Source organism: Fusibacter ferrireducens, assembly GCF_015352425.1.
GTDB classification, from domain to species: Bacteria; Bacillota; Clostridia; order Peptostreptococcales; family Acidaminobacteraceae; genus Fusibacter_A; species Fusibacter_A ferrireducens.
Map to the genome: position 1 here is coordinate 23,857 of NZ_JADKNH010000018.1, position 20,214 is coordinate 44,070.

Consider the following 20,214-nt stretch of genomic DNA (forward strand, 5'->3'; position numbering starts at 1 on the left):
CTTACGCATCTTATAATTTTAGCACAATTCTAAAGCTTCAACAATATCATTGAAACTAATTAACAGAATGTTTTCAGTTTTATTTGTAACTTTACACATATTATTCATTCTCATACCGTGAACCCATACTATTTTTTCATCATCGCATACAAGCCATATATGATTTCTCTTTTCCTTTGGCACTTTTTCGTCTATGAAAAAATCTTTAATCTTCTTATGCCCAGACATCCCCATGGGCACAAAGACATCGCCATCTTTTCTATGCCTTAAAATCAAATTGCCCTGTATTGTTGCCGCATCCACCGCAACAATATCTGAAGTTTTCATGTTTTGTTTTACTTTCTCATAGACCTGCCTGCTGATTTTTTTTTCCCGTAGAACAGGCATAATTTCAACACCAGAAATCACTTCTTTTTGGATGATGAGTTCATCGTATGACAACAAAACTCTGTGATTAAAGTCAAGGTCCACAAACGTCCCTGTCTTAGATAGCAAAAGGATCTGTTCTAAAATATCCGAGGATATATTGGTCAAATTCCCTCTGACTTTTGATATGGCATACCTCAGAAGCTGCAGTTTTTCCGCTTCATGCATGAGATCATATGCTTTTTTTGAAATCCTTACCTTGTTTTCTTCCCCTTTACAACTCTCTTTAAACAAAAGTTCGCTATGTTTTTGCCAAAACGCCTTCTCTCTTTTCATAATTTTTATGGTTTTATAAAGGGTTTGGTCTAGCGATGGATTATAAACCATCTTAAGCGAGGGTAATAGATCATTTCTAATCTTGTTTCGCAAATAGTCGTTTTCATCATTTGTATGATCTCTTCGTGGATTCAGCGCATTTTCCAAACAGTAAGCCTCAATAGCATTTCTATCCACATCCAAAAGAGGTCTTATATAGATTTGATCTCTCTTATAATCTATGGATGCGAGCCCATCGACACCTGAACCGCGGAATAGATTGATGAAAAAAGTTTCAATCAGATCATTTTTGTTTTGAGCAACTGCAATTTTTTGAGCATTTTCTTTTATGAGTACCTTCTCAAAATATTGATAGCGAACTCTTCGACCTGCATCTTCAAAGGAAGTTCCAATTTCTTTTGCGTATTCTCCAACGTCGATCCGATAACTATACATTGGAATCTGATGCAACTTACAAAAATTTTTCACAAAGTCTTCATCTGCATCCGCCAGTACGCCGCGAAACATATGGTTAATATGAACTGCCACAAGTTCAATCTGCAAACTCTCCCTAAAATGATATAAAGCGTGTATCAAAGCAAGTGAATCTGGACCACCCGAAAGACCAACTACAATTTTATCATGTTCTTCAATTAATTGGTGATTATAGATCGTCTCCAGCATTTGCTTCAACAATGATATCGCCTCAATTCTATAATAAATCACTTCAGTAAGCAAGGTCCCTTATATTGTACCATTTTTTCGATTTTCAAACTATTAAAAAATGAAAAAAAGCGAAAGACCCTCAACCTATAAAATTGTATCTTAAAGTTAAAAGTCTCTCAAGATCATGTGTTATATTTAAGGACTAGGTCCTCATTTTAAGATTTGAAATCATTCTTTAGATTTTAAGATCATTCTCCTGATATGGAAAGCTTTTTGATTTTAATAGTTGGCGAACCCGTATAAGCCGCGCCCATAATCGTGAATTTCAGATCATTTCCAATCATGTCTATCTCTTTAAGCATTTCAAAGTAATTTCCAGCAACCGTTATTTGACTCACCGGCTTGTCCAATTTGCCGTTTTGGATATGATAGCCGTAGCATTGAAGTGAAAAGTCGCCAGATACTTGACTGAGCCCTGCATGTAAGCCTTGTAAATCAATGATGTAAATACCATCCTTTACCGAGCCAATGATTTCTTCAAAGCTATGACGGTCAGGCTGTACGTATATATTGGTAGCTGAAATGCCAATTGTACCTTTATAAGAACCTTTGCTCGCATTTCCAGTTGAATGCACACCTGATTTTTGAGCCGTTTTCAAATTGTGAAAATATGTTTTTAGAACGCCATTTTCAATCACGTGATTGATTCTGGTGGCCACACCCTCTGCATCAAAACTCCCAGATGCAATGCCATCTTCTAGATGCGGATTGTCAATTAACGTGAACTTTTCAGATGCCACTTGTTCATTCAGCTTATCTTTAAATTTCGAAAGATTCTTTTGAACATTTTCAGCTGACAGCACGCCATTAAAAGCACTTTGCAATTGTGCAAATGCATCATTTTTAAAGACCACTTCACAGGCTTTGGATTTTGTAGATTTTGCACCCAATAAATTCAAGGCTTCACGTGTGGCCTCATCAGTCAAATAGTCTATTGAAAATTTATCAAAGTCATTCCCCACTTGATAAGAAAAACCGGTTCGAGTATCGCCATCTTCTTTTGCAGAGATCATGGTATAAACAATACAATAATTTGCATGATCTGATAGGTCTAAACCTTCTGTATTGATAATTCTTACGAAGACATCTGATTCCTCATACGCACTTGCAGTCACTTGGTATATTCTTGGATCTTTTGCTTCAATTGATTTTTCAAGTGCCATTAGAAAATCAATCTTTTGACTAATGGGTACTTGCTCGAGTTCAGGATTATATAGATTTATCTTCTTGTAATCTTCATCCCCTTTATAAATCCTGACGACATCTTCGTTCTCAATGATTTTAGCGTTTTGAAAAGCCTCATTTACAAGCATTTCAACCGCTTGATCATCCATTTTTTCTGTATACGAATATCCCATTTTGCCGTCCACAATCCCTCTGTATGATATTCCGCCATTTTCAGAAAGACTGTATTTATCTAATTCCTGTTTATAGACGGACATAGAAAGTTTCTTGGAATCTTGTATATAGACTTCCTGTGCTTCAAAACCCATTTGTCGTCCTTTTTCAAACAGTTGCTTAATCATTACGTCCATATTATGCCTCCTCTCTGCCGCCTACTGTTATTTCAGATACTTTAAGTGCTGGTTGCCCTAATCCGGCAGGAATCGATCCACTCACTGAGCCACACATGCCTTCATCTGATCCAAAATTATTAGAGATCATTTCAATTTTCTCTAAAATCTCTAAGCCCGTACCGATAAGGGTTGCACCCTTTACTGGTTTTGTGATCTTGCCGTTTTCAATCAGATACCCTTCTTGTACAGCAAAGTTGAACTCCCCTGTGGACGTGTTTACAGATCCGCCTCCTAAACTCTTGGCATATAACCCATAGGGCACTGATGTCACCATCTCATCAAATGTATGGCTTCCATTTAAAATATAGGTATTTGTCATTCTTGAGGTTGGTGCGTATTTATAAGACTGTCTCCTTGATGAACCCGTAATATCCATATGCATTCTTCGGGCATTGAGCTTATCAATCATGAACCCTTTCAAGATGCCGTTTTCAATCAGCACATTGCGTTTTGTCGGTGTGCCTTCATCATCAAAACTTGCAGAACCCCACTCGTTTAAAACGGTGCCATCATCCACTGCATTTACAATTTCAGATGCAATTCTTTGCCCCAGTTTATCTGCAAAAACACTGTTGCCTTTTGCAACGGAAGTAGCTTCAAGTCCATGGCCGCACGCTTCATGGAATATGACGCCTCCAAACCGATTATCAATAATTACAGGAAATTTGCCACTTGGTGCAGACTTGGCGTCCACCATAGTAAGAGCCACTCGACTCGCTTCTCTGCCAAGCGCCTCCACATCGATTTGATCATAGAGTTCAAATCCTTTTCCTGAACCCTTTCCTGCACGTCCTGTTTGCAAGCCATTTTTATTTTCGGCAACAGCGCTAATTGTATATCTCGTTCTCGTACGCGTGTCATTCACTAGTCTGCCTTCGGTATTTGCAATAAGTACCTTTTGTTCATAATCCATGTAATTCACAACAACTTGTTTAATAGAATCACTTGCCTTCACAGCTTGTTCATAACCTTTGCGCATAAGCTCTACTTTAATTGTTTTTTCAACACTTTGAGGTCTGATCGCTATAGGATGAACGATCTCAGGCGAAGCCAATTGCAAATCAAAATTTAAGTCTAATGGCATGCCTTTTATGGCTTCAGCAGCTTTTTGAGCCACTTTTATCAAATGCGCTCTATCAGAATGACTCGTATAGGTATAAACACTGTTCGTGCCCTTAAAAATTCGGATACCGATTCCAAAATCTCTGCCTGACAACGACTTTTCAATCTTCCCCATTGTCATTTCAATGGCTGTGTTAAATCGATCTTCTACAAAGATTTCTGCAAAGTCACCACCTGTTGAAATTGCAGCTGTAAGTATATCTTGAATGATATTCTTTTCAATCATATGACACCTCCGTGGATCACACTTCTGATTTAGTATATGTTTTATATAAATAATTTTATATGGTTATTTTATTGTATAACATTTTGTACAATAAACACAATGCTCTCACTATAAAATACACACTCTTTTTACATTTAAAAAAGATGTACAAGTTCTTAAAAATCACTTGCACATCTGCTTTTAAACGATTTAACGCTTTCAACTATCATCTTCGATTTTGGGGATTCTCTAAGCAATAAAAGAGATATCCTTCAAGATTATCATAGTCGCTGATAATCATGTTTTCTGAACGCGCCCAGTGCATGACACGACTTAAGATCACACCGCCTGCTTCTATAATATCTGCTCTCTTGGGATCTAAACCGGGAAGGTTCTTCTTTTCTTCAAGCGTTAGGCCACGCAACTGTTTATTGATCACTTCTATATCCCTGCAAGTAATCATTTGATTGTGAACGAGCTCACGCTTATAATGTTCTATTTTTTTGAACATAGTTAAAAAAGTTGTTGCAGTGCCACCAATTCCAATAACATCGAACGTTTTTCCATCTGAAATGAAAGGCACAATCGGCTTCAATTGTTCATCTATAAAATCAGACATGGCACTGTAGTCACGACCAAACATATTGGTCATTCGAACCGCACCAATATTAATGCTTTTTGAAAAAGCAATACCCTCTATATTGCCAACGATAAATTCTGTAGAGCCACCACCAATATCCACAACAAGCTTCATGCGTTCAGGCGCAATCGCACCTGCAATAACACCTTTAAATCCAATGTCAGCTTCTTGCTTTCCAGAAATCACATCCACATCATATCCAGTTGCCTCTTTTACCGAATTTAGAAAAACCGCACGGTTCTCTGCATCTCTCACAGCACTGGTTGCCATAATGAATATATCTTGGGCCAAAAAGGCCTTTGCTTCATCTACAAATTTTTTAATCGCATTTGTACTTGAAAGAATTCGCTCTGGTTGCAACATTTTAGTTGCGTTGACACCTTCACCAATTCGAGTCATCTCAAGTTTTTTTTCGGCTTCTACAAGTTGTCCATTTTCTATTTTTGCCATTAGGCATCTTATGGAATTCGTCCCAACATCTATAGATGCATATCTATTTTTCATAAGTCTTCCTTATTTATCTTCTTATTCATCTGTGTCATCAAGCCCCTTAATCATGTATATGATCTCATTGGGTTTGACCATCTTCAACTTTTCTCTTGCAATCTTTTCAATCGCTTCAGTCGTTTGTGCATACTCTAAATCATCTTTAAGGCGCTCAATATCGTCTTCAAGCGCACTTATTTCTTGATTTAACTCGCTTTGAGTGGCTTGATATTCTTTCAATTTTATATCGGTTATATACATACTGTACACGAAATACACTACAAAAATGATCAAAATAATAATCAAAAGGCTGTTCCTTTTAAAAAATTTCTTAGCCATCACAAACACCTTATTCCCAAAAATTAAACCGCTTCAATTTTTTCTTCTGACAAAATTTCATAAAGTTCCTTAGCCAATTCCTTTTTTACATGTTCTTCTAGCGCCGTAATCTTTAACGTCAATTTTCTATTGCCAAAAGTGATGATTATTTCATCACCCACAGCGACTTCAGCCCCAGCTTTAGCCGTTTTGCCATTGATGCTTACACGTCCTTGATCGCAAGCCTCCTTTGCCACAGTTCGGCGTTTGATAAGTCTTGCATTTTTTAGATATTTATCGATTCTCATGGATAACCTCCTCAGATCGACTTGTATTTTAATTGTGGTTCGCTTCGCGAAATGAGTTCCCGAAGCGAACGCCCTCTGCGAGGATTTTATTGCTTTCATTTTTAAATAAAGAAAAAGCAGCGAAGCTGCCTTTTCTATGCTATATTACGCATTTACTGTTTCTTTTAATGCTTTACCAGCTTTGAAAACAGGTGCTTTTGATGCTGGAATTTCAATTGTTTGTTTAGGATCTCTTGGGTTTCTACCAGTTCTTGCTTTTCTTTCTCTAACATCGAAAGTACCAAATCCAACTAGTTGAACTTTACCGTTTTTTGCAAGTTCGTCTTCAACGCTTTTCATAAATGCATTTAATGCTAATTCTGCATCCTTTTTTGTTAATCCTGATTTTTCAGCCATGCTAGCTACTAATTCAGCTTTATTCACAATAAAACCTCCTCTTAAATTATAAAGTTGTCTTAACTATAAATAGTATACGTTGAAATTTCAAGTTTTACAAGAGTTTTTGCTTTTTTTTTTATTATTTCTCCCATTTTTTCGCTTCATTCCACAATTTATCCATTTCATCGCGTAATTCGTCTCTTGGGACATCATTTTGAGCCTGTAATTTCTCTTCAATATATTTGAATCTTCTAATAAATTTTTCTATGGCCTTAGCAAGTGCAATCTCTGCATCAATTTTCAAATGTCTGGAAACATTGCTGATGATCATCAGCAAGTCTCCAAGTTCTTCTTCCAACTTCTTGAAATCCTGAGCTTCCACTTCCGCCTTAAACTCATTAAATTCTTCATCAATTTTTTCTATAGCATCTTTTACATTTTGCCAGTCAAAACCAACATTAGCTGCAATTTTCTGAATTTTTTGGCTTCTGATCAGTGCAGGCGTACTTTTGGCAACTGCATGCATTGCCTCATAGATCTTTTCCGTTTGCTTTTCTTTTGCTTTTATGGCCTGCCAGTTCACGAGAACTTCATCTGAGCCTGAAACGTCAACGTCAGAAAATACATGTGGATGTCTTCTGATCATTTTTCGGCAAACACCATCTGTGATATCATCCATTGAAAAATAACCATCTTCACTGGCAATAGTGGCATGAAATACCACTTGCAAGAGTACATCCCCAAGCTCGTCCACCAACGCATTGTCGTCTTCTGATGCCACAGCATCTAACACCTCATACGCTTCCTCAATCAAATACTTCGATAGCGTCTGATGGGTCTGCTCTCTATCCCACGGGCAACCATTTTCAGCTCTCAATTGAACCATTATTTTCTGAAGATCTTCAAAAGTATATCCAGCATCGACCGCCGCAGGCACAAATAAACTTGTCAGATGATTAAAACGTTCTGGATCACGATCCAATTCAAAGAGAGGTACCCTTTCGATTTTCTCAAGAGATTCTATACCTGCTGCATTCACCACAATGACTTCATGATCGTCCTGATAACGTAACATGAGGTGAAGTTTTACTGAAGATGCCACGATTTGGTTATAAACTTGTATAATAAGACGATCCTTTTTAGGATTCAATGATTCATCACTGATTTTAAGGCCGTCAACAATTTCAAGCCCCTCTACAGGATCATACTTAAGCGCAGTTATTATGGCATCTATAAAACTGACGCCATGAACAATCTTAATCAATGCGTTTGGGTGAGCTGCCATGATCAACGCGACTGTTTTTTCTGCCACAAATGGATTTCCAGGCACCGCATACACAATTGGTTGCTCCTGCGCCAAAGTAAGTACCTTGTTTGCTATGGCTTCATAAGTCTCATCAAATGTTTCAGCCGCATCATAGATCGCATCAAAACTCTCATACTGCATGCCATTTTGAACAAGATCTGCCACCACAGGATGTTTTTCCGTTCTAAGGTATACGTTTGAGGATGTTGTCAGTATTTCTAAAGCCTGTAGCGTTAAATACTCTTTTCCACCCGGTCCCATACCTACTATTGTTATTGGATTCATGATTAACCACCTTCTATCTGTTCTATAAAATATCTGTTTATGTACTTACAAAATTCACTCGCATCCACCCTACGATTATATTAAAGAGGTCAGACGCTTTAACATCTGACCTCATTGTCTTAGTTTGTTTTCTTTTCCGTTGTTGCAGGTTCTGTTGTCTCAGGTTCTGTTGTTGCAGGTTCTGTCGATGTTGCATCAACGTTAGCTACTTTGTCCATAAAGGTCTCAATAGTTGCCGCTGATTTCAATTCGTCCATTTTCTTAGCGAAATATTCATCGGAAATGGTTTTTTTGAGTTCTTCTTTTTGTTGATTGATCACGGTTTCATCTTCGCCATCGGCAATCATGTCGTTGATGGTTTTAGCTTCATCTACACGAATGATATGATAACCAAAGCTTGATTTAACGGGTTCACTAATTTCACCTGCTGGTAAACTGAAAGCCACTTTTTCAAATTCAGATACCATAACGCCTCTGCCGAAAAATCCAAGGCTACCACCAGCTGAAGCTGAACCGGGATCTTGAGAGTACTCTTTAGCCAGCTCTGCAAAATCTTCACCTGCGTCTAATTTTTCTTTTACAAGTTTTGCTGTTGCCTCATCCGCAACGAGAATATGACTTGCACTCACTTGAATCGGTGTCGATGCATAAAGCTCGTTGAGTTTTGCTTCATCTTGATCGATACTCTCTGTAATCAAACGATTAAATTCACTTGCCAACATGCTGCTTTCAACTTGCTTCTTTAAGAATGCATCGTCAATGCCCAATGTCTCATAAAGTGATTTGACTTCTTCATTTGTAGTCAACTGATCTTGCAATTCTTTAAATTTCTCATCAAGTGCTGCTGTCTCCACAACGTACTCTGTACTTTTGACATAGTCACGCATTAATTGTTCTGAAACCAACATATCCACAATATCTTGTTTTAAAATTTCACCAAACTTCACGCCATTGACATCTCTTTCAAGAACATCATCACCATAGTTTTTCTTATATGCGGATTCATACATGCCATAAAACTTATTAAATGTATCTAATTCAATAATTTGATTGTTAACCATTGCAATAGCATTTGTTGTATCAACCTTAGGGACGCTTGCCTCAGCTGGTTTTGCCTCTGAAGAGCATCCAGTCATTACAAACACCATTATCGCCAACGTCAAAGCCAGCACCTTTTTTAAATTTGTCATCATACCTTCTCCTCAATTTTTATTGCGAAATCAATTGTTTCTATTCTATATTACTATACTCACAGTAAAAACTATATATTTTTTCTATGAAATTTTCAAGCATTGTTAATTGTTCTTCTTTTTTTCTTAATCTGTTTGTAATTTTAAGTTTCATAATCATGGGATTTCCCGCGTAGAATTGTAAATTTTTAGGTTCAAATTCTACGATCCGACCAATGACTAAAGGATTGATTTGAGCATCTATTTGAAACTTCATTATAAAATGATTGTTCTCTTCTGAAATCTCTTCGATCCACATTTTTTCTGCCATAGACTTTATAAATGCAATTTTCATCAAATTGTTCACAGAAGGAGAAACCGTACCAAAGCGATCTTCAATTTCTTCATAAACGCTGTCAAATTGGTCTCTCGTCTCTATGGAAGCTATTTTCTTGTAGATCTCAATTTTCATTTGATGATTGTTGATGTAGTTTTCTGGAATATACGCATTGATTGCAATATCCATCTTGGCTTGTGGCATTTCGCTTACAACTTCACCTTTTTTACGCAGGATACTTTCCTCTAGCAACTTACAAAACAGGTCATATCCAATGGCCTCCATGTGTCCATGTTGCTGAGTGCCTAACACATTTCCAGCCCCTCTGATTTCAAGATCTCTCATGGCTATTTTAAAGCCTGCACCCAGTTCAGTGAATTCCTTTATTGCCCTTAACCGCTTTTCCGCAATCTCATTAAGCACTTTATTGGCTTGATAAAAAATGTAGCAGTACGCCAGCCTGTTGCTCCTCCCCACGCGCCCTCTAAGTTGATAGAGTTGCGAGAGTCCAAATCGATCTCCGTCATTTATGATAATGGTGTTGACGTTGGAAATATCAAGTCCCGTTTCGATGATCGTAGTGCAGACCAATACGTTGAATTCATTGTTCATAAAGCTGAGCATTATTTTTTCGAGCTTGTGCTCATTCATTTGACCATGTGCAAAATCGACTTTGGCATCTGGCACAAGCTGATGAATTTTATGCGCAACCTGATCGATATCTGCCACCCGATTGTGAACGAAAAAAACTTGCCCGCCTCTTTCGATTTCACGTATGATGGCCTCTCTGACCAAAAACTCATCGAATTCAACCACGTACGTTTGAATCGGATATCGATCTTCTGGCGGATCTTCAATAACACTCATATCTCTGATGCCAATCATAGACATATGAAGTGTCCTCGGTATAGGTGTTGCAGATAATGTAAGCACATCAATATTCTCTTTGAGCATCTTGATTTTTTCTTTATGCTTAACCCCGAATCGTTGTTCCTCATCGATGATCAAAAGGCCCAAATCCTTGTATTGAATATCATTGGATAAAATTCGATGTGTGCCAATAATCACATCCACCACACCCGTTCGAATATTCTCAATAATTTTTTCCTGTTCCGCTTTGGTTCTAAACCTAGAAAGCATCTCAATTTTCGCTGGATATTTCGAAAAGCGCTCTACGGTATTGTTAAAATGTTGCTGAGCTAGAATCGTAGTGGGCACTAAGATGGCCACTTGCTTTGAATCGAGTACTGCTTTAAAAGCCGCCCTGAGCGCTACTTCAGTTTTACCATAGCCGACATCGCCGCATAAGAGTCTTTCCATCGGAAGTTGCACTTCCATATCTCTTTTAATCTCTTCAATACATTTGAGCTGATCCTGAGTTTCTTGGTAGGGAAACATATTTTCAAATTCCCTTTGCCATTCGCTATCCCGAGAAAAGGCATAACCGCGTTTCGCCTTTCTCTCTGCATAGAGTTCGATGAGTTCGTCGGTCATTTCCTCAATGGATTTTTGAGCTCTCTGCTTCGTCTTTTTCCACTCAGTGCCACCTAACCGATTCAGTCTTAGCTTATCATTATCTGTACCTAAATACTTTTGGATCATGCCTGAGCTCTCTACAGGTATATAGAGAAAGTCATCATGTGCATATTTGATTTTCAAAAAATCTTTTCGCGTCAAATCAATTTTCATCTGTTCAATACCCACATATTGACCGATCCCGTGGTTTTCATGAACCACATAATCTCCTATGGATAACTCTGAAAAGGCTTTGATCACTTTACCTGTGTTTGCACGTTTACGAGCTACTTTTTTACCTTCACCATAGAGCTCGTTTTCAGTTAACATAACCGCTTTAAACGTATCAAAGTAGAAGCCGGCATTCATATTTTGTGCCACGAGAATCGCCTGACCGCTAAGTGCACGATCATAATGCGTTTCTTGATCGATGGCAATGTCATAAGACTGCATTAGCTCAAAAAACTTTTGTCTTCTTTGATCATCTCCAATTGCAATAATAATATGATAACCACTGAGTTTCCATTTTCTTATATCAAGTGCGATTTGATCAAATTTGCCATAGTACTTAGAAAGTTCTCTAGAAGTAATCTTCAGGATTTGTTCGGGTTCAAATTGATCTACTTTTTTAATCAGCAGTTCATCCAGAACCAAAGTCTTCTGTTTGAGTAAAGTCAATATTTGCTCGAGTTCAAAGATTCGACCATACTGTTCTTTGATTACCTCATTGCGTTCAAGAAAATCTGTAAATTGTCTTGCATACTCGGAAATATATTGTTTGATTCTCATCATGCATTGATTATTGCCTATGACGAACACAATTGGCTCTCTCTGATAAGCTAAAAGCGAGTCTGCCTGATCGAATAGAATCGAAAAGTAAGGGTCCAAGTCGTCTGATATGACGCCTTCTTTAAGATGTTCAATCATTGATTCCACACGCTGTCTCTTTTGAGTTTTATAATTGGATTTAACTTGATCGAGTTTGATCACTGCATTTCTTACACTTTGCTCTTCCAAGATCATTTCACGGCATGGAAAGATTTCAACGCTTTCATATTTCTCAATGGACTTTTGCGTTTCTATATCAAAAGAACGAATTGAATCAATTTCATCTCCAAAGAACTCCATTCTAATGGGATTTTCATAGCATGTTGAAAAAATATCTACAATGCCTCCTCGAATGCTATATTGTCCTTTTGCCTCTACAATTTCCACTCTTTCATAGCCAAATTCAAAAAAAATGCGCTGCATTTCAGAGAGTTCTAAAACAGAATCCATATCTACAAAGAGAGCCTTGTCTCTGAACTGCTCGTATAGTGGATACTTGACTGCAAGATTGTTGATTGCGGTGAATAGAATTGTAGGGTCTTGAGATTTAAGCTTTAATAAAGTTTCAACCCGTTCATGAGTCAATTGATTAGAATGCGCAAATGTATCAAACCAAATCATTTCTCGACTTGGCAAATATCTGAATGCTTCAGCATCTTCAGAGGCAGTTTTCGCTTTGAAATCATCATCAAACAATACCAATATATCCCTTTTCAGGTCCTCTGATAACTTCAAGATGATCCATTTAAGGGCACTTATTTCAGTCCCATGAACTAAAATCGGACTGATCCTTTGAGAAATGCTCTTCTTAAGTTCTTGATATTCTTTTGAATGATCAAATAAATTAGTCATTAACTTCATGACAACATCCTTCCTCTTTAACCGTTGTATAGATTCATTGCCTTGTCAACATCCTCCCGAATAATAGCAAGTGTGGCTTCTGCTGCTCTTGATATTGTATCGTCCATTAATAGTTTCTCATCCGGGCTGAATCTTTTGAGCACAAAATCCTTCAAATCGCCCCTTTCAGGCTTGCCTATACCGATTCTAACTCTAGGAAAATCATCTTTTTGCAACAAGTAGATGATGTTTCTCATGCCATTATGTGTCCCAGCACTTCCCTTTTTACGAATTCTCAATTTACCCAATTCAGTATCTATATCATCATAAATAACAACGAGATTTTCCATTTGCAGATCGAAATAACTCATGATTTTCATAACCGATTCACCACTGAGATTCATAAAGGTTTGAGGCTTCACGAGCATGATTTTTTCCCCTTGGTACTGACCTTCTCCAATGACTGCTTTATACTTTATTTTATCCACGCGGATACTTAATTTCTCACTGAGTACATCGATCACATTGAATCCCACATTGTGACGCGTCTGTTGATATTGCTTTCCAGGATTCCCTAATCCTACAATGACATACATATTTGCTCCTCATCTTATCTTACATTGGTTTTTTAGCACATCAATTATACCACAAAAAAAGCCTGACAATTATTAAATTGCCAAGCTTTTTAAAGATTCATCTCTGGATCACACTAAAATTATCTCAAATTTTGAATTTAGAAATCTCTTGATTTAAGATACTTGCAAGTTCATTAAGCTTTTCCGCGGATTTTGCAACTTCTTCTATTGCAAAGACTTGCTGATCCATGGTTGCATCCATCTGTTGAGAAGCCGCCGCAGTTTCTTCACTGACTGCTGAAATACCCTCGATGGACTCAACGATGTTATTCTTGTCGTGATTGAGCTGGTCTACAGATACAGAAATGCGTTTTATGCCTGTATTGATCTCGTTGATTGCATCAGAAATTTCATCAAACTGGTCATTCACGTCATATACGGCTTGTGATTGTTCTTTAGAGATCGTTTGAACTTCTGTCATACTTGTGACGGTTTTATTGCTATCACTTTGGATATTGACTATGATTTCTCTGATCTCTTCTGTAGATTTAGCGGATTCTTCTGCCAATTTTCTGATTTCTTCTGCAACGACTGCAAAACCTCTTCCAAATTCGCCTGCCCTTGCCGCTTCAATGGAAGCGTTTAATGCAAGTAAGTTGGTTTGCTCCGAAATCGATGAAATCGTATTTAAAATGTTGCCAATGGATTGTGTTTTATCATTTAAAGCATGGATCGCCTCACTGATTTTTAAATTTGCATCATCATTTAATTTTGTTTTTTCTCTAAGCAGTTGAATCGAGGACAGTCCTTTTTCATTTGCATCCAATACTTTTGCTGAGGCGCTTAACATATCACTTGTGTTGCTATTGAGTTCTTCGAATTTTTTAGCCAGCTCATTGACATATGTTGCACCTTTTTCAGCATCTGCCGCTTGTTCCTGTGCCCCTTTAGAGATATCAGAAACACTTTTTGAGATTTCATCCACAGACGCACTGGTTTCTTCTGAAGTCGCTGCTAGATTTTCCGCCGCATAACTGACTTCTTGAGTAACCCCTTGAACATTCTTGATCATCATGCCAATACTTTCAAAAGCACTTGCCATGTAATCTGCCAAATGATTGATTTCATCATTAGAGTGAATTGTAGCCACTGCCGTTAAATCTCCGTTTTGTGCCCTTTCCATGACACCTACTATTTTCTTGATGTTGTTGCCAATTTGCGTTGTGGAGATAAAAATGATGATCAGGGAAATCACTAAAATAGCCAACCCATACAGAATGATCGTCCATGTGATTGCGGCAATATCTTCTACGATTTCACTTTCAGAAAAGGTCGCTATTATATACCAATTTACTTTTTCAAGGGGTTCAATAAGCGCTAATTTTTTGATTTTCTTATCATCTGCCTCATAAATGTATTTGATGACTTCACTGCTATTGGCTTTTAGAGCTTCATTGATCTCTGGAACTGGGATTTCCTTTCCAATAAGTGTGAGATCAGGAGATGTCATCATCAGTAAATTCCCATCCACAAGTGCTGGATAACCTGTTTTTCCAATTGTAATAGAGTTTACAAGTTCTGAAAGTTGCTCCAACTTTAAATCTAATCCAATGACACCCATCAATTTATTATTCTTATCTTTGACCTTAGCGGTGCACGTCACAACAAGATCTTTTGTAGTGCTATCAATATAGGGTTGCGTCCACACAATTTCATCTGTATTGAGCGCATCGCTATACCAAGGTCGCATGCGAGGATCGTAATCTGGCTTCAGATTACCATTAGGTCTCATAATCATGTCCCCATTTTCTGTTCCTAAGTACATAAACAAAATGTTGGGATACTCTTCTACTACTAAATCCAAATAGTTTTTTAATCGTTGTGTGCTTTCTGGAGAGCCATCATAGTCTGAGAATTCTTCCGTTTTTATTGCAGCTGCAACAATACCTTCGTACTCAGACAAAAACCCTTCAATGATGAGTTCTGTAGATTTTGAAAGCTCTCTTGCCGTTTCTTCAAAATTGTCAGTCAATACATTTTTCGATATCAAATATACCGAATAATTCAAAGTTGCCACTCCAATGATTAAGATTAAGCTCATTATCAAAAGAAATTTTGCTTTGATTGAACGTCTACTTTTACTACGTTTAGTTCTACCTTTTTTCTCCATATGACCCCCCTTATTTTTTTCTAATCATTCCCAAAATTATGGGTTTTTAATTATCCTTCATTATAACACTGTTCATATACTGTTCACAATTGAACATTACAAAAATTTAATAAAAGGACAAAAACTTTAACAAGTTTTGCCCTTTTTATAAGATCTATCCTAAAACTACTGAATAATTCAATTTTATTTTGCTGCCTTTTGCCTCAATTTAATCAAATAGTTTACTTACGGAGTCGTTGTTAAAAATTCTTCTAATGGCTTCTGCAAAAATCGGTGCCACAGATAAAAGTGTAATGTTATCCAGATTTCTGAGATCTTGAGATAAATTAATGGTATCTAACACAACCAATTCTTTAATCGCCGAATTTTTAATGCGCTCAAGTGCTGGCCCAGAAAAGACACCGTGCGTACAACATGCGTAGATATCTTTAGCACCCATATCTTTAAGCGCTTTAGCAGCATTCACAATCGTTCCCGCCGTGTCGATCATATCATCGATCAAAATGACGTTTTTGCCTTCAATCTCTCCAATGACATTCATAATTTCTGAAACATTGGCTTCAGGTCTTCTCTTATCGACAATTGCAATTGGCGCGTCCAATTTGTATGAAAAATCACGTGTTCTCGTTACACTTCCCAAATCGGGTGAAACTGCCACAAGATTGTCAATGTTCTTACTTTTAAAATACTCCGCTAATATTGGAACACCTCTTAAATGATCTAGCGGAATGTCAAAGTAGCCTTGAATTTGAGATGCATGTAAATCCATTGTCAAGACACGATCCGCTCCAGCTGCCACAATGAGATTTGCAACCAATTTTGCTGAAATTGGATCTCTCGCCTTAGCCTTTCTGTCTTGTCTTGCATAGCCATAATAAGGAATCACCGTTGTAATTCGACCTGCTGATGCTCTTTTAAGTGCATCAATCATGATTAAAAGTTCCATTAAGTAGTCATTGACATATGGAAGTGAAAAAGACTGAACGACATAGACATCCACACCTCTAACAGTTTCGTTGATATTCACTGATATTTCGCCATCACTAAACGTCTTGACGACACTGTCACCTAAAGGGAGTCCCAATTCGCCACAAATTGCTTTAGCAAGTTCTTGGTTGGCATTACCAGAGAACACCTTTATTTTTCTGCCCCTTGTATGCATTACTTCCTCCTAAACCTTCTTTTGATATTTATTAGACCAATTGGTCTTGATCACTTGTCGTTCACGCGCAATCGCCATTGCATCTGCTGGCACATCTTCAGTTATTGTAGATCCGGCTGCAACATAGGCCCCTTTCCCAACTTTAACAGGTGCAACTAAATTTGTATTACAACCAATAAAGGCATTGTCTTCAATCTGAGTTAAGTGCTTATGTGTGCCATCGTAATTGACAAATACGACACCACAGCCCACATTGACATTTGTCCCAACTTCGCCATCGCCAATATATGATAAATGCGATACTTTGGAATGATCGCCTACTCTACTGTTTTTTACTTCTACGAAATCACCAATCTTCACGTGTTTTCCGATATCTGATTTCGGTCTTAAATAAGCATAGGGGCCAATACTAGATTTTTCGTCTACTTTGGAATCAATGATTGTGGAATGCTTAACGCTTACACCCTTATCAATGATTGAATTCTTAATATCCGCACTTGGTCCAATAATGCAGTCTTCTCCAATTACAGTATTGCCCTGCAAAATGCTATTTGGATAAATGACCGTATCTTTTCCAATTTGAACGTCTATCTCTATATAGGTGCTTGCAGGTGAAATCATGGTTACACCTTCTAACATCCATTTTTTCTTAATTCTCTTTTGCATATATTCATCTGCAAGCGAAAGATTATAGCGATCATTAATCCCCATCACCTCATAATCATCTTCTGCAATCATAACACCTATTTTACCTTGTTGTTCTAAAATCAATCCAAAGATATCTGTCAAATAATATTCATTCTGTTCATTGTTATTTTCAAGTTGTTTAAGTAATGTCTTTAAAATTGGCGCTTTAACAATCATAATCCCAGAATTGATCTCGTTGATATCAAGTTCTTCTGGTGTGGCATCTTTATGCTCAACAATTCTTTCAAACCCTTTAGAACCCCTTACGATTCTGCCATAACCTCTTGGATCGTCCACTATTGTGGAAAGTACTGTTGCATCATTATCATCCTTTTGATGCATTGCTACGAAATCGTTTAGCGTCGATTCTGAAAGCAAAGGCACGTCTCCATACAACACGAGAATGTCACCCGCCTCTATATATTCATCTGCCATCATAACCGCGTGACCCGTGCCGAGCTGTACATTCTGCTCAACGAACTTAACCGGTGCATCTTTCAGTTGCGCTTTAACTTGTTCTTTACCATGTCCTACAACACAGACAATATTTTCACTGTTTACAGATTGTGCTACCCTGATGACATGTTCAACCATTGACATCCCCGAAATGTTGTGTAGTACTTTGGGCAAACTTGACTTCATGCGCTTACCATGCCCGGCTGCCAATATCACTGTCGTTATATTTTGCATCATTTATCAACTCCATATCTGATTTGATTTTACCACGCAAGATTATATCACTTTTATACCAAAAACAAAACCTTTATTCAAGAAATTCGAAAAAAAGTTCGGTGTGTAAATGAATCTCATTTGACGATTGTCCATCCTATTCGCATAAAAAAGTGGCGCAATCTTTGCACCACTTTTTGATATTCAATACAATTCATACGGTTCATACGCTTCAATCCACAACATAGCAATATATGTCATTGCATTGTCATAATCATTTCAGAAAAAAGCTTTCAGAAATGGAAGGCACTTCGTCCATACATGGCCCTTAAGACATTTGCTCCTAATAGCCTAACGCTTTACCATCTCTACGAGGGTCAGCACCACCGTCTAATGTGCCGTCTTCTAAATATTTAACTGCATTTACAGAGCCAAATGATCGGTTCCACTCTTCACTTGGTTTAACAACGTGTCCCATTGCTTCTAGTTCAGCGATAACATCCGCTGATATTCTTGTTTCAAGTGTAATTGTATTTTTATTATACCCTTTAATTCTAGGGGCATCAATCGCTTCTTGCATGCCCATATCGTGGTCAACAAGGTTTGAAATAATTTGTGCAACAGTTGAAATGATCGTTGTACCACCTGGTGTTCCAAGAACTGCAAATGGCTTCCCATCTTTAAGAACAATTGTTGGGGTCATAGAGGAAAGTGGTGTTTTGCCACCTGCAATTGAGTTTGGATGATCTGGTTGGGTCACAAAATCTGCCATTTCATCATTCATGACAAAGCCATAGCCAGGAACTGCAACTTTTGATCCAAATATATAGTTAACGGTTTGAGTAACTGCCACAATGTTACCCTTGTTGTCTGCGACTGAATAGTGCGTTGTATCCTCATGTTCAAACATCCAAGGATCATCTGGCAATACATTTTCAGTGGAGACCTTTAAATCAATTTTATCTGCTAATTTTTTTGCATACTTTTTGCTCATTAAACCTTTTAAAGGGACCTCTACAAATTTTGGATCGCCCATATATTGACCACGATCCGCATATGCCAGTTTAAAGGCTTCTGAGAAAAGGTGTAATTCTTCAGCTGAATTATCTGCCATTGAAGGCAAGTCAAAGTTTTCAAGGATATTTAAAATTTCAAGGACAATTGTCCCACCTGATGAAGGTGTTGGCGAAGAAACAATTTCATAACCTCTATAGGTTCCCTTTACAGGTTCTACAACTTCCACTTGATAGTTCGCCATATCTTCCATTGTAAACAAACCACCGTATTTGTTGACAGATGCCACTATAGCTTCAGCCATTTCCCCTTTGTAGAAGACATCTGTACCTTGATCCATAATGAGTTCAAGTGCTTTTGCATACTCGGGATTCTTAAAGTTTTCTCCGATTTCATATGGATACTTAATACCGTCAATTTCTTTTAGGAAGATATCGCCGCTTTCAGAATAAAGCAACAGTTTATCGTAATTGTTTTTCATATCGTTTGATAATGTAGGTGTAACAGTGACACCTTTCTTAGCGAGTTCAATAATTGGCGTCAAGATTTCAGCTCTTGACATCGTCCCATAGTTATCAAGCGCATAGAGTAATCCAGCGACATTCCCTGGAATACCGACAGATTTACCACCCTCTTTGTTTTGATCACCAATAACATGCGATTTACCATCGGCATCCGTATAGCTTTGCCACATATCTGGTGTCGCTGCCATTGGTGCTCTCTCTCTAAAATCAATAAAGAACGTCTGTCCGTCTTCCGTTCTAAGTGTCATAAAACCACCGCCACCAAGGCCTGATGAGTTTGGCTCTGCAAGCCCTAAAGCGAAGCCAACTGCCACAGCAGCATCTACTGCATTACCGCCTTTTTCCATGATTTCTTTACCAATTTTTGAAGCTTCATACTTACCTGACGAAACCACTCCGGTGGTGCCTTTTGCATCACGACCCGTTTTTGTAAGTACGCCCTCTGCATCGAAAAGCACGAAATCATCAAGTGACGTATACGCCTCCTCAGCAGTGCTCGCATCTGTTTTTTCTTCTGCAGGCGCATTTGAGGCAGTAGAATCTCCAACAGGTTCTTGAGCTGCCGGCGTCTGAGTTGCTGGTGCTGCACATCCGACAAGTAACAAAACAACGAGCATAAATGCAATTATACTTTTAGTCATTTTCATAGTTTAATCCCCCTTTGTTTAATGAGTATCGAATCCGATTATTCA

15 protein-coding genes are annotated in these 20,214 nt (G+C 37.9%); all 15 read right to left on the bottom strand.

Annotated elements, in window-relative coordinates:
• Positions 1 to 18: 18 nt before the first annotated feature.
• Positions 19 to 1,377, bottom strand: a complete 1,359-nt coding sequence (gene tilS / locus ISU02_RS21190) for a tRNA lysidine(34) synthetase TilS (RefSeq protein ID WP_207736476.1) — start codon at positions 1,375 to 1,377, stop codon at positions 19 to 21.
• A gap of 218 nt (positions 1,378 to 1,595) precedes the next feature.
• Entirely contained in the window at positions 1,596 to 2,942 is a 1,347-nt protein-coding gene (locus ISU02_RS21195) for a TldD/PmbA family protein (RefSeq protein WP_194703855.1), read from the bottom strand.
• A 1-nt stretch (position 2,943) separates the two neighbouring features.
• Complete coding sequence (locus tag ISU02_RS21200) at positions 2,944 to 4,332, bottom strand: TldD/PmbA family protein (RefSeq protein WP_194703856.1); 1,389 nt, start codon at positions 4,330 to 4,332, stop codon at positions 2,944 to 2,946.
• 205 nt (positions 4,333 to 4,537) lie between these two features.
• Positions 4,538 to 5,455: a Ppx/GppA phosphatase family protein gene (locus tag ISU02_RS21205; RefSeq protein WP_194703857.1), complete on the bottom strand. Its 918-nt coding sequence runs from the start codon at positions 5,453 to 5,455 to the stop codon at positions 4,538 to 4,540.
• A gap of 21 nt (positions 5,456 to 5,476) precedes the next feature.
• Positions 5,477 to 5,776, bottom strand: coding sequence for an FtsB family cell division protein (locus ISU02_RS21210; RefSeq protein ID WP_194703858.1), 300 nt, complete (start codon positions 5,774 to 5,776; stop codon positions 5,477 to 5,479).
• Positions 5,777 to 5,799: 23 nt separating this feature from the next.
• A complete protein-coding gene (locus tag ISU02_RS21215; RefSeq protein ID WP_194703859.1) occupies positions 5,800 to 6,063 on the bottom strand; it encodes an RNA-binding S4 domain-containing protein in 264 nt (87 codons plus the stop codon).
• A 144-nt stretch (positions 6,064 to 6,207) separates the two neighbouring features.
• Positions 6,208 to 6,486, bottom strand: a complete 279-nt coding sequence (locus ISU02_RS21220) for an HU family DNA-binding protein (protein ID WP_194703860.1) — start codon at positions 6,484 to 6,486, stop codon at positions 6,208 to 6,210.
• Between the two features lie 94 nt (positions 6,487 to 6,580).
• Complete coding sequence (gene yabN, locus ISU02_RS21225; RefSeq protein WP_194703861.1) at positions 6,581 to 8,032, bottom strand: bifunctional methyltransferase/pyrophosphohydrolase YabN; 1,452 nt, start codon at positions 8,030 to 8,032, stop codon at positions 6,581 to 6,583.
• 119 nt (positions 8,033 to 8,151) lie between these two features.
• Complete coding sequence (locus ISU02_RS21230; protein ID WP_194703862.1) at positions 8,152 to 9,222, bottom strand: peptidylprolyl isomerase; 1,071 nt, start codon at positions 9,220 to 9,222, stop codon at positions 8,152 to 8,154.
• 40 nt (positions 9,223 to 9,262) lie between these two features.
• Entirely contained in the window at positions 9,263 to 12,742 is a 3,480-nt protein-coding gene (mfd, locus tag ISU02_RS21235) for a transcription-repair coupling factor (protein ID WP_194703863.1), read from the bottom strand.
• A 17-nt stretch (positions 12,743 to 12,759) separates the two neighbouring features.
• Positions 12,760 to 13,317 carry an aminoacyl-tRNA hydrolase gene (gene pth / locus ISU02_RS21240; RefSeq protein ID WP_194703864.1) on the bottom strand — a complete coding sequence of 186 codons (558 nt, stop codon included), beginning with the start codon at positions 13,315 to 13,317 and terminating at the stop codon, positions 12,760 to 12,762.
• A 124-nt stretch (positions 13,318 to 13,441) separates the two neighbouring features.
• Entirely contained in the window at positions 13,442 to 15,466 is a 2,025-nt protein-coding gene (locus ISU02_RS21245) for a methyl-accepting chemotaxis protein (protein WP_194703865.1), read from the bottom strand.
• A 208-nt stretch (positions 15,467 to 15,674) separates the two neighbouring features.
• Positions 15,675 to 16,628: a ribose-phosphate pyrophosphokinase gene (locus tag ISU02_RS21250; protein ID WP_194703866.1), complete on the bottom strand. Its 954-nt coding sequence runs from the start codon at positions 16,626 to 16,628 to the stop codon at positions 15,675 to 15,677.
• 9 nt (positions 16,629 to 16,637) lie between these two features.
• Positions 16,638 to 18,008, bottom strand: coding sequence for a bifunctional UDP-N-acetylglucosamine diphosphorylase/glucosamine-1-phosphate N-acetyltransferase GlmU (glmU, locus tag ISU02_RS21255; protein WP_459251427.1), 1,371 nt, complete (start codon positions 18,006 to 18,008; stop codon positions 16,638 to 16,640).
• Positions 18,009 to 18,327: 319 nt separating this feature from the next.
• Positions 18,328 to 20,169, bottom strand: a complete 1,842-nt coding sequence (ggt, locus tag ISU02_RS21260; RefSeq protein ID WP_194703867.1) for a gamma-glutamyltransferase — start codon at positions 20,167 to 20,169, stop codon at positions 18,328 to 18,330.
• Positions 20,170 to 20,214: the final 45 nt, after the last annotated feature.

Bases quoted from the DNA above. Each gene is read 5' to 3' on its own strand.
- ISU02_RS21210 (WP_194703858.1), bottom strand. From the start codon at position 5,776: ATGGCTAAGAAATTTTTTAAAAGGAACAGCCTTTTGATTATTATTTTG.
- mfd (WP_194703863.1), bottom strand. From the start codon at position 12,742: ATGAAGTTAATGACTAATTTATTTGATCATTCAAAAGAATATCAAGAA.
- pth (WP_194703864.1), bottom strand. From the start codon at position 13,317: ATGTATGTCATTGTAGGATTAGGGAATCCTGGAAAGCAATATCAACAG.
- ISU02_RS21195 (WP_194703855.1), bottom strand. From the start codon at position 2,942: ATGGACGTAATGATTAAGCAACTGTTTGAAAAAGGACGACAAATGGGT.
- ISU02_RS21205 (WP_194703857.1), bottom strand. From the start codon at position 5,455: ATGAAAAATAGATATGCATCTATAGATGTTGGGACGAATTCCATAAGA.
- ISU02_RS21200 (WP_194703856.1), bottom strand. From the start codon at position 4,332: ATGATTGAAAAGAATATCATTCAAGATATACTTACAGCTGCAATTTCA.
- ISU02_RS21215 (WP_194703859.1), bottom strand. From the start codon at position 6,063: ATGAGAATCGATAAATATCTAAAAAATGCAAGACTTATCAAACGCCGA.
- glmU (WP_459251427.1), bottom strand. From the start codon at position 18,008: ATGATGCAAAATATAACGACAGTGATATTGGCAGCCGGGCATGGTAAG.
- ggt (WP_194703867.1), bottom strand. From the start codon at position 20,169: ATGAAAATGACTAAAAGTATAATTGCATTTATGCTCGTTGTTTTGTTA.
- yabN (WP_194703861.1), bottom strand. From the start codon at position 8,032: ATGAATCCAATAACAATAGTAGGTATGGGACCGGGTGGAAAAGAGTAT.
- ISU02_RS21230 (WP_194703862.1), bottom strand. From the start codon at position 9,222: ATGACAAATTTAAAAAAGGTGCTGGCTTTGACGTTGGCGATAATGGTG.
- ISU02_RS21245 (WP_194703865.1), bottom strand. From the start codon at position 15,466: ATGGAGAAAAAAGGTAGAACTAAACGTAGTAAAAGTAGACGTTCAATC.
- ISU02_RS21250 (WP_194703866.1), bottom strand. From the start codon at position 16,628: ATGCATACAAGGGGCAGAAAAATAAAGGTGTTCTCTGGTAATGCCAAC.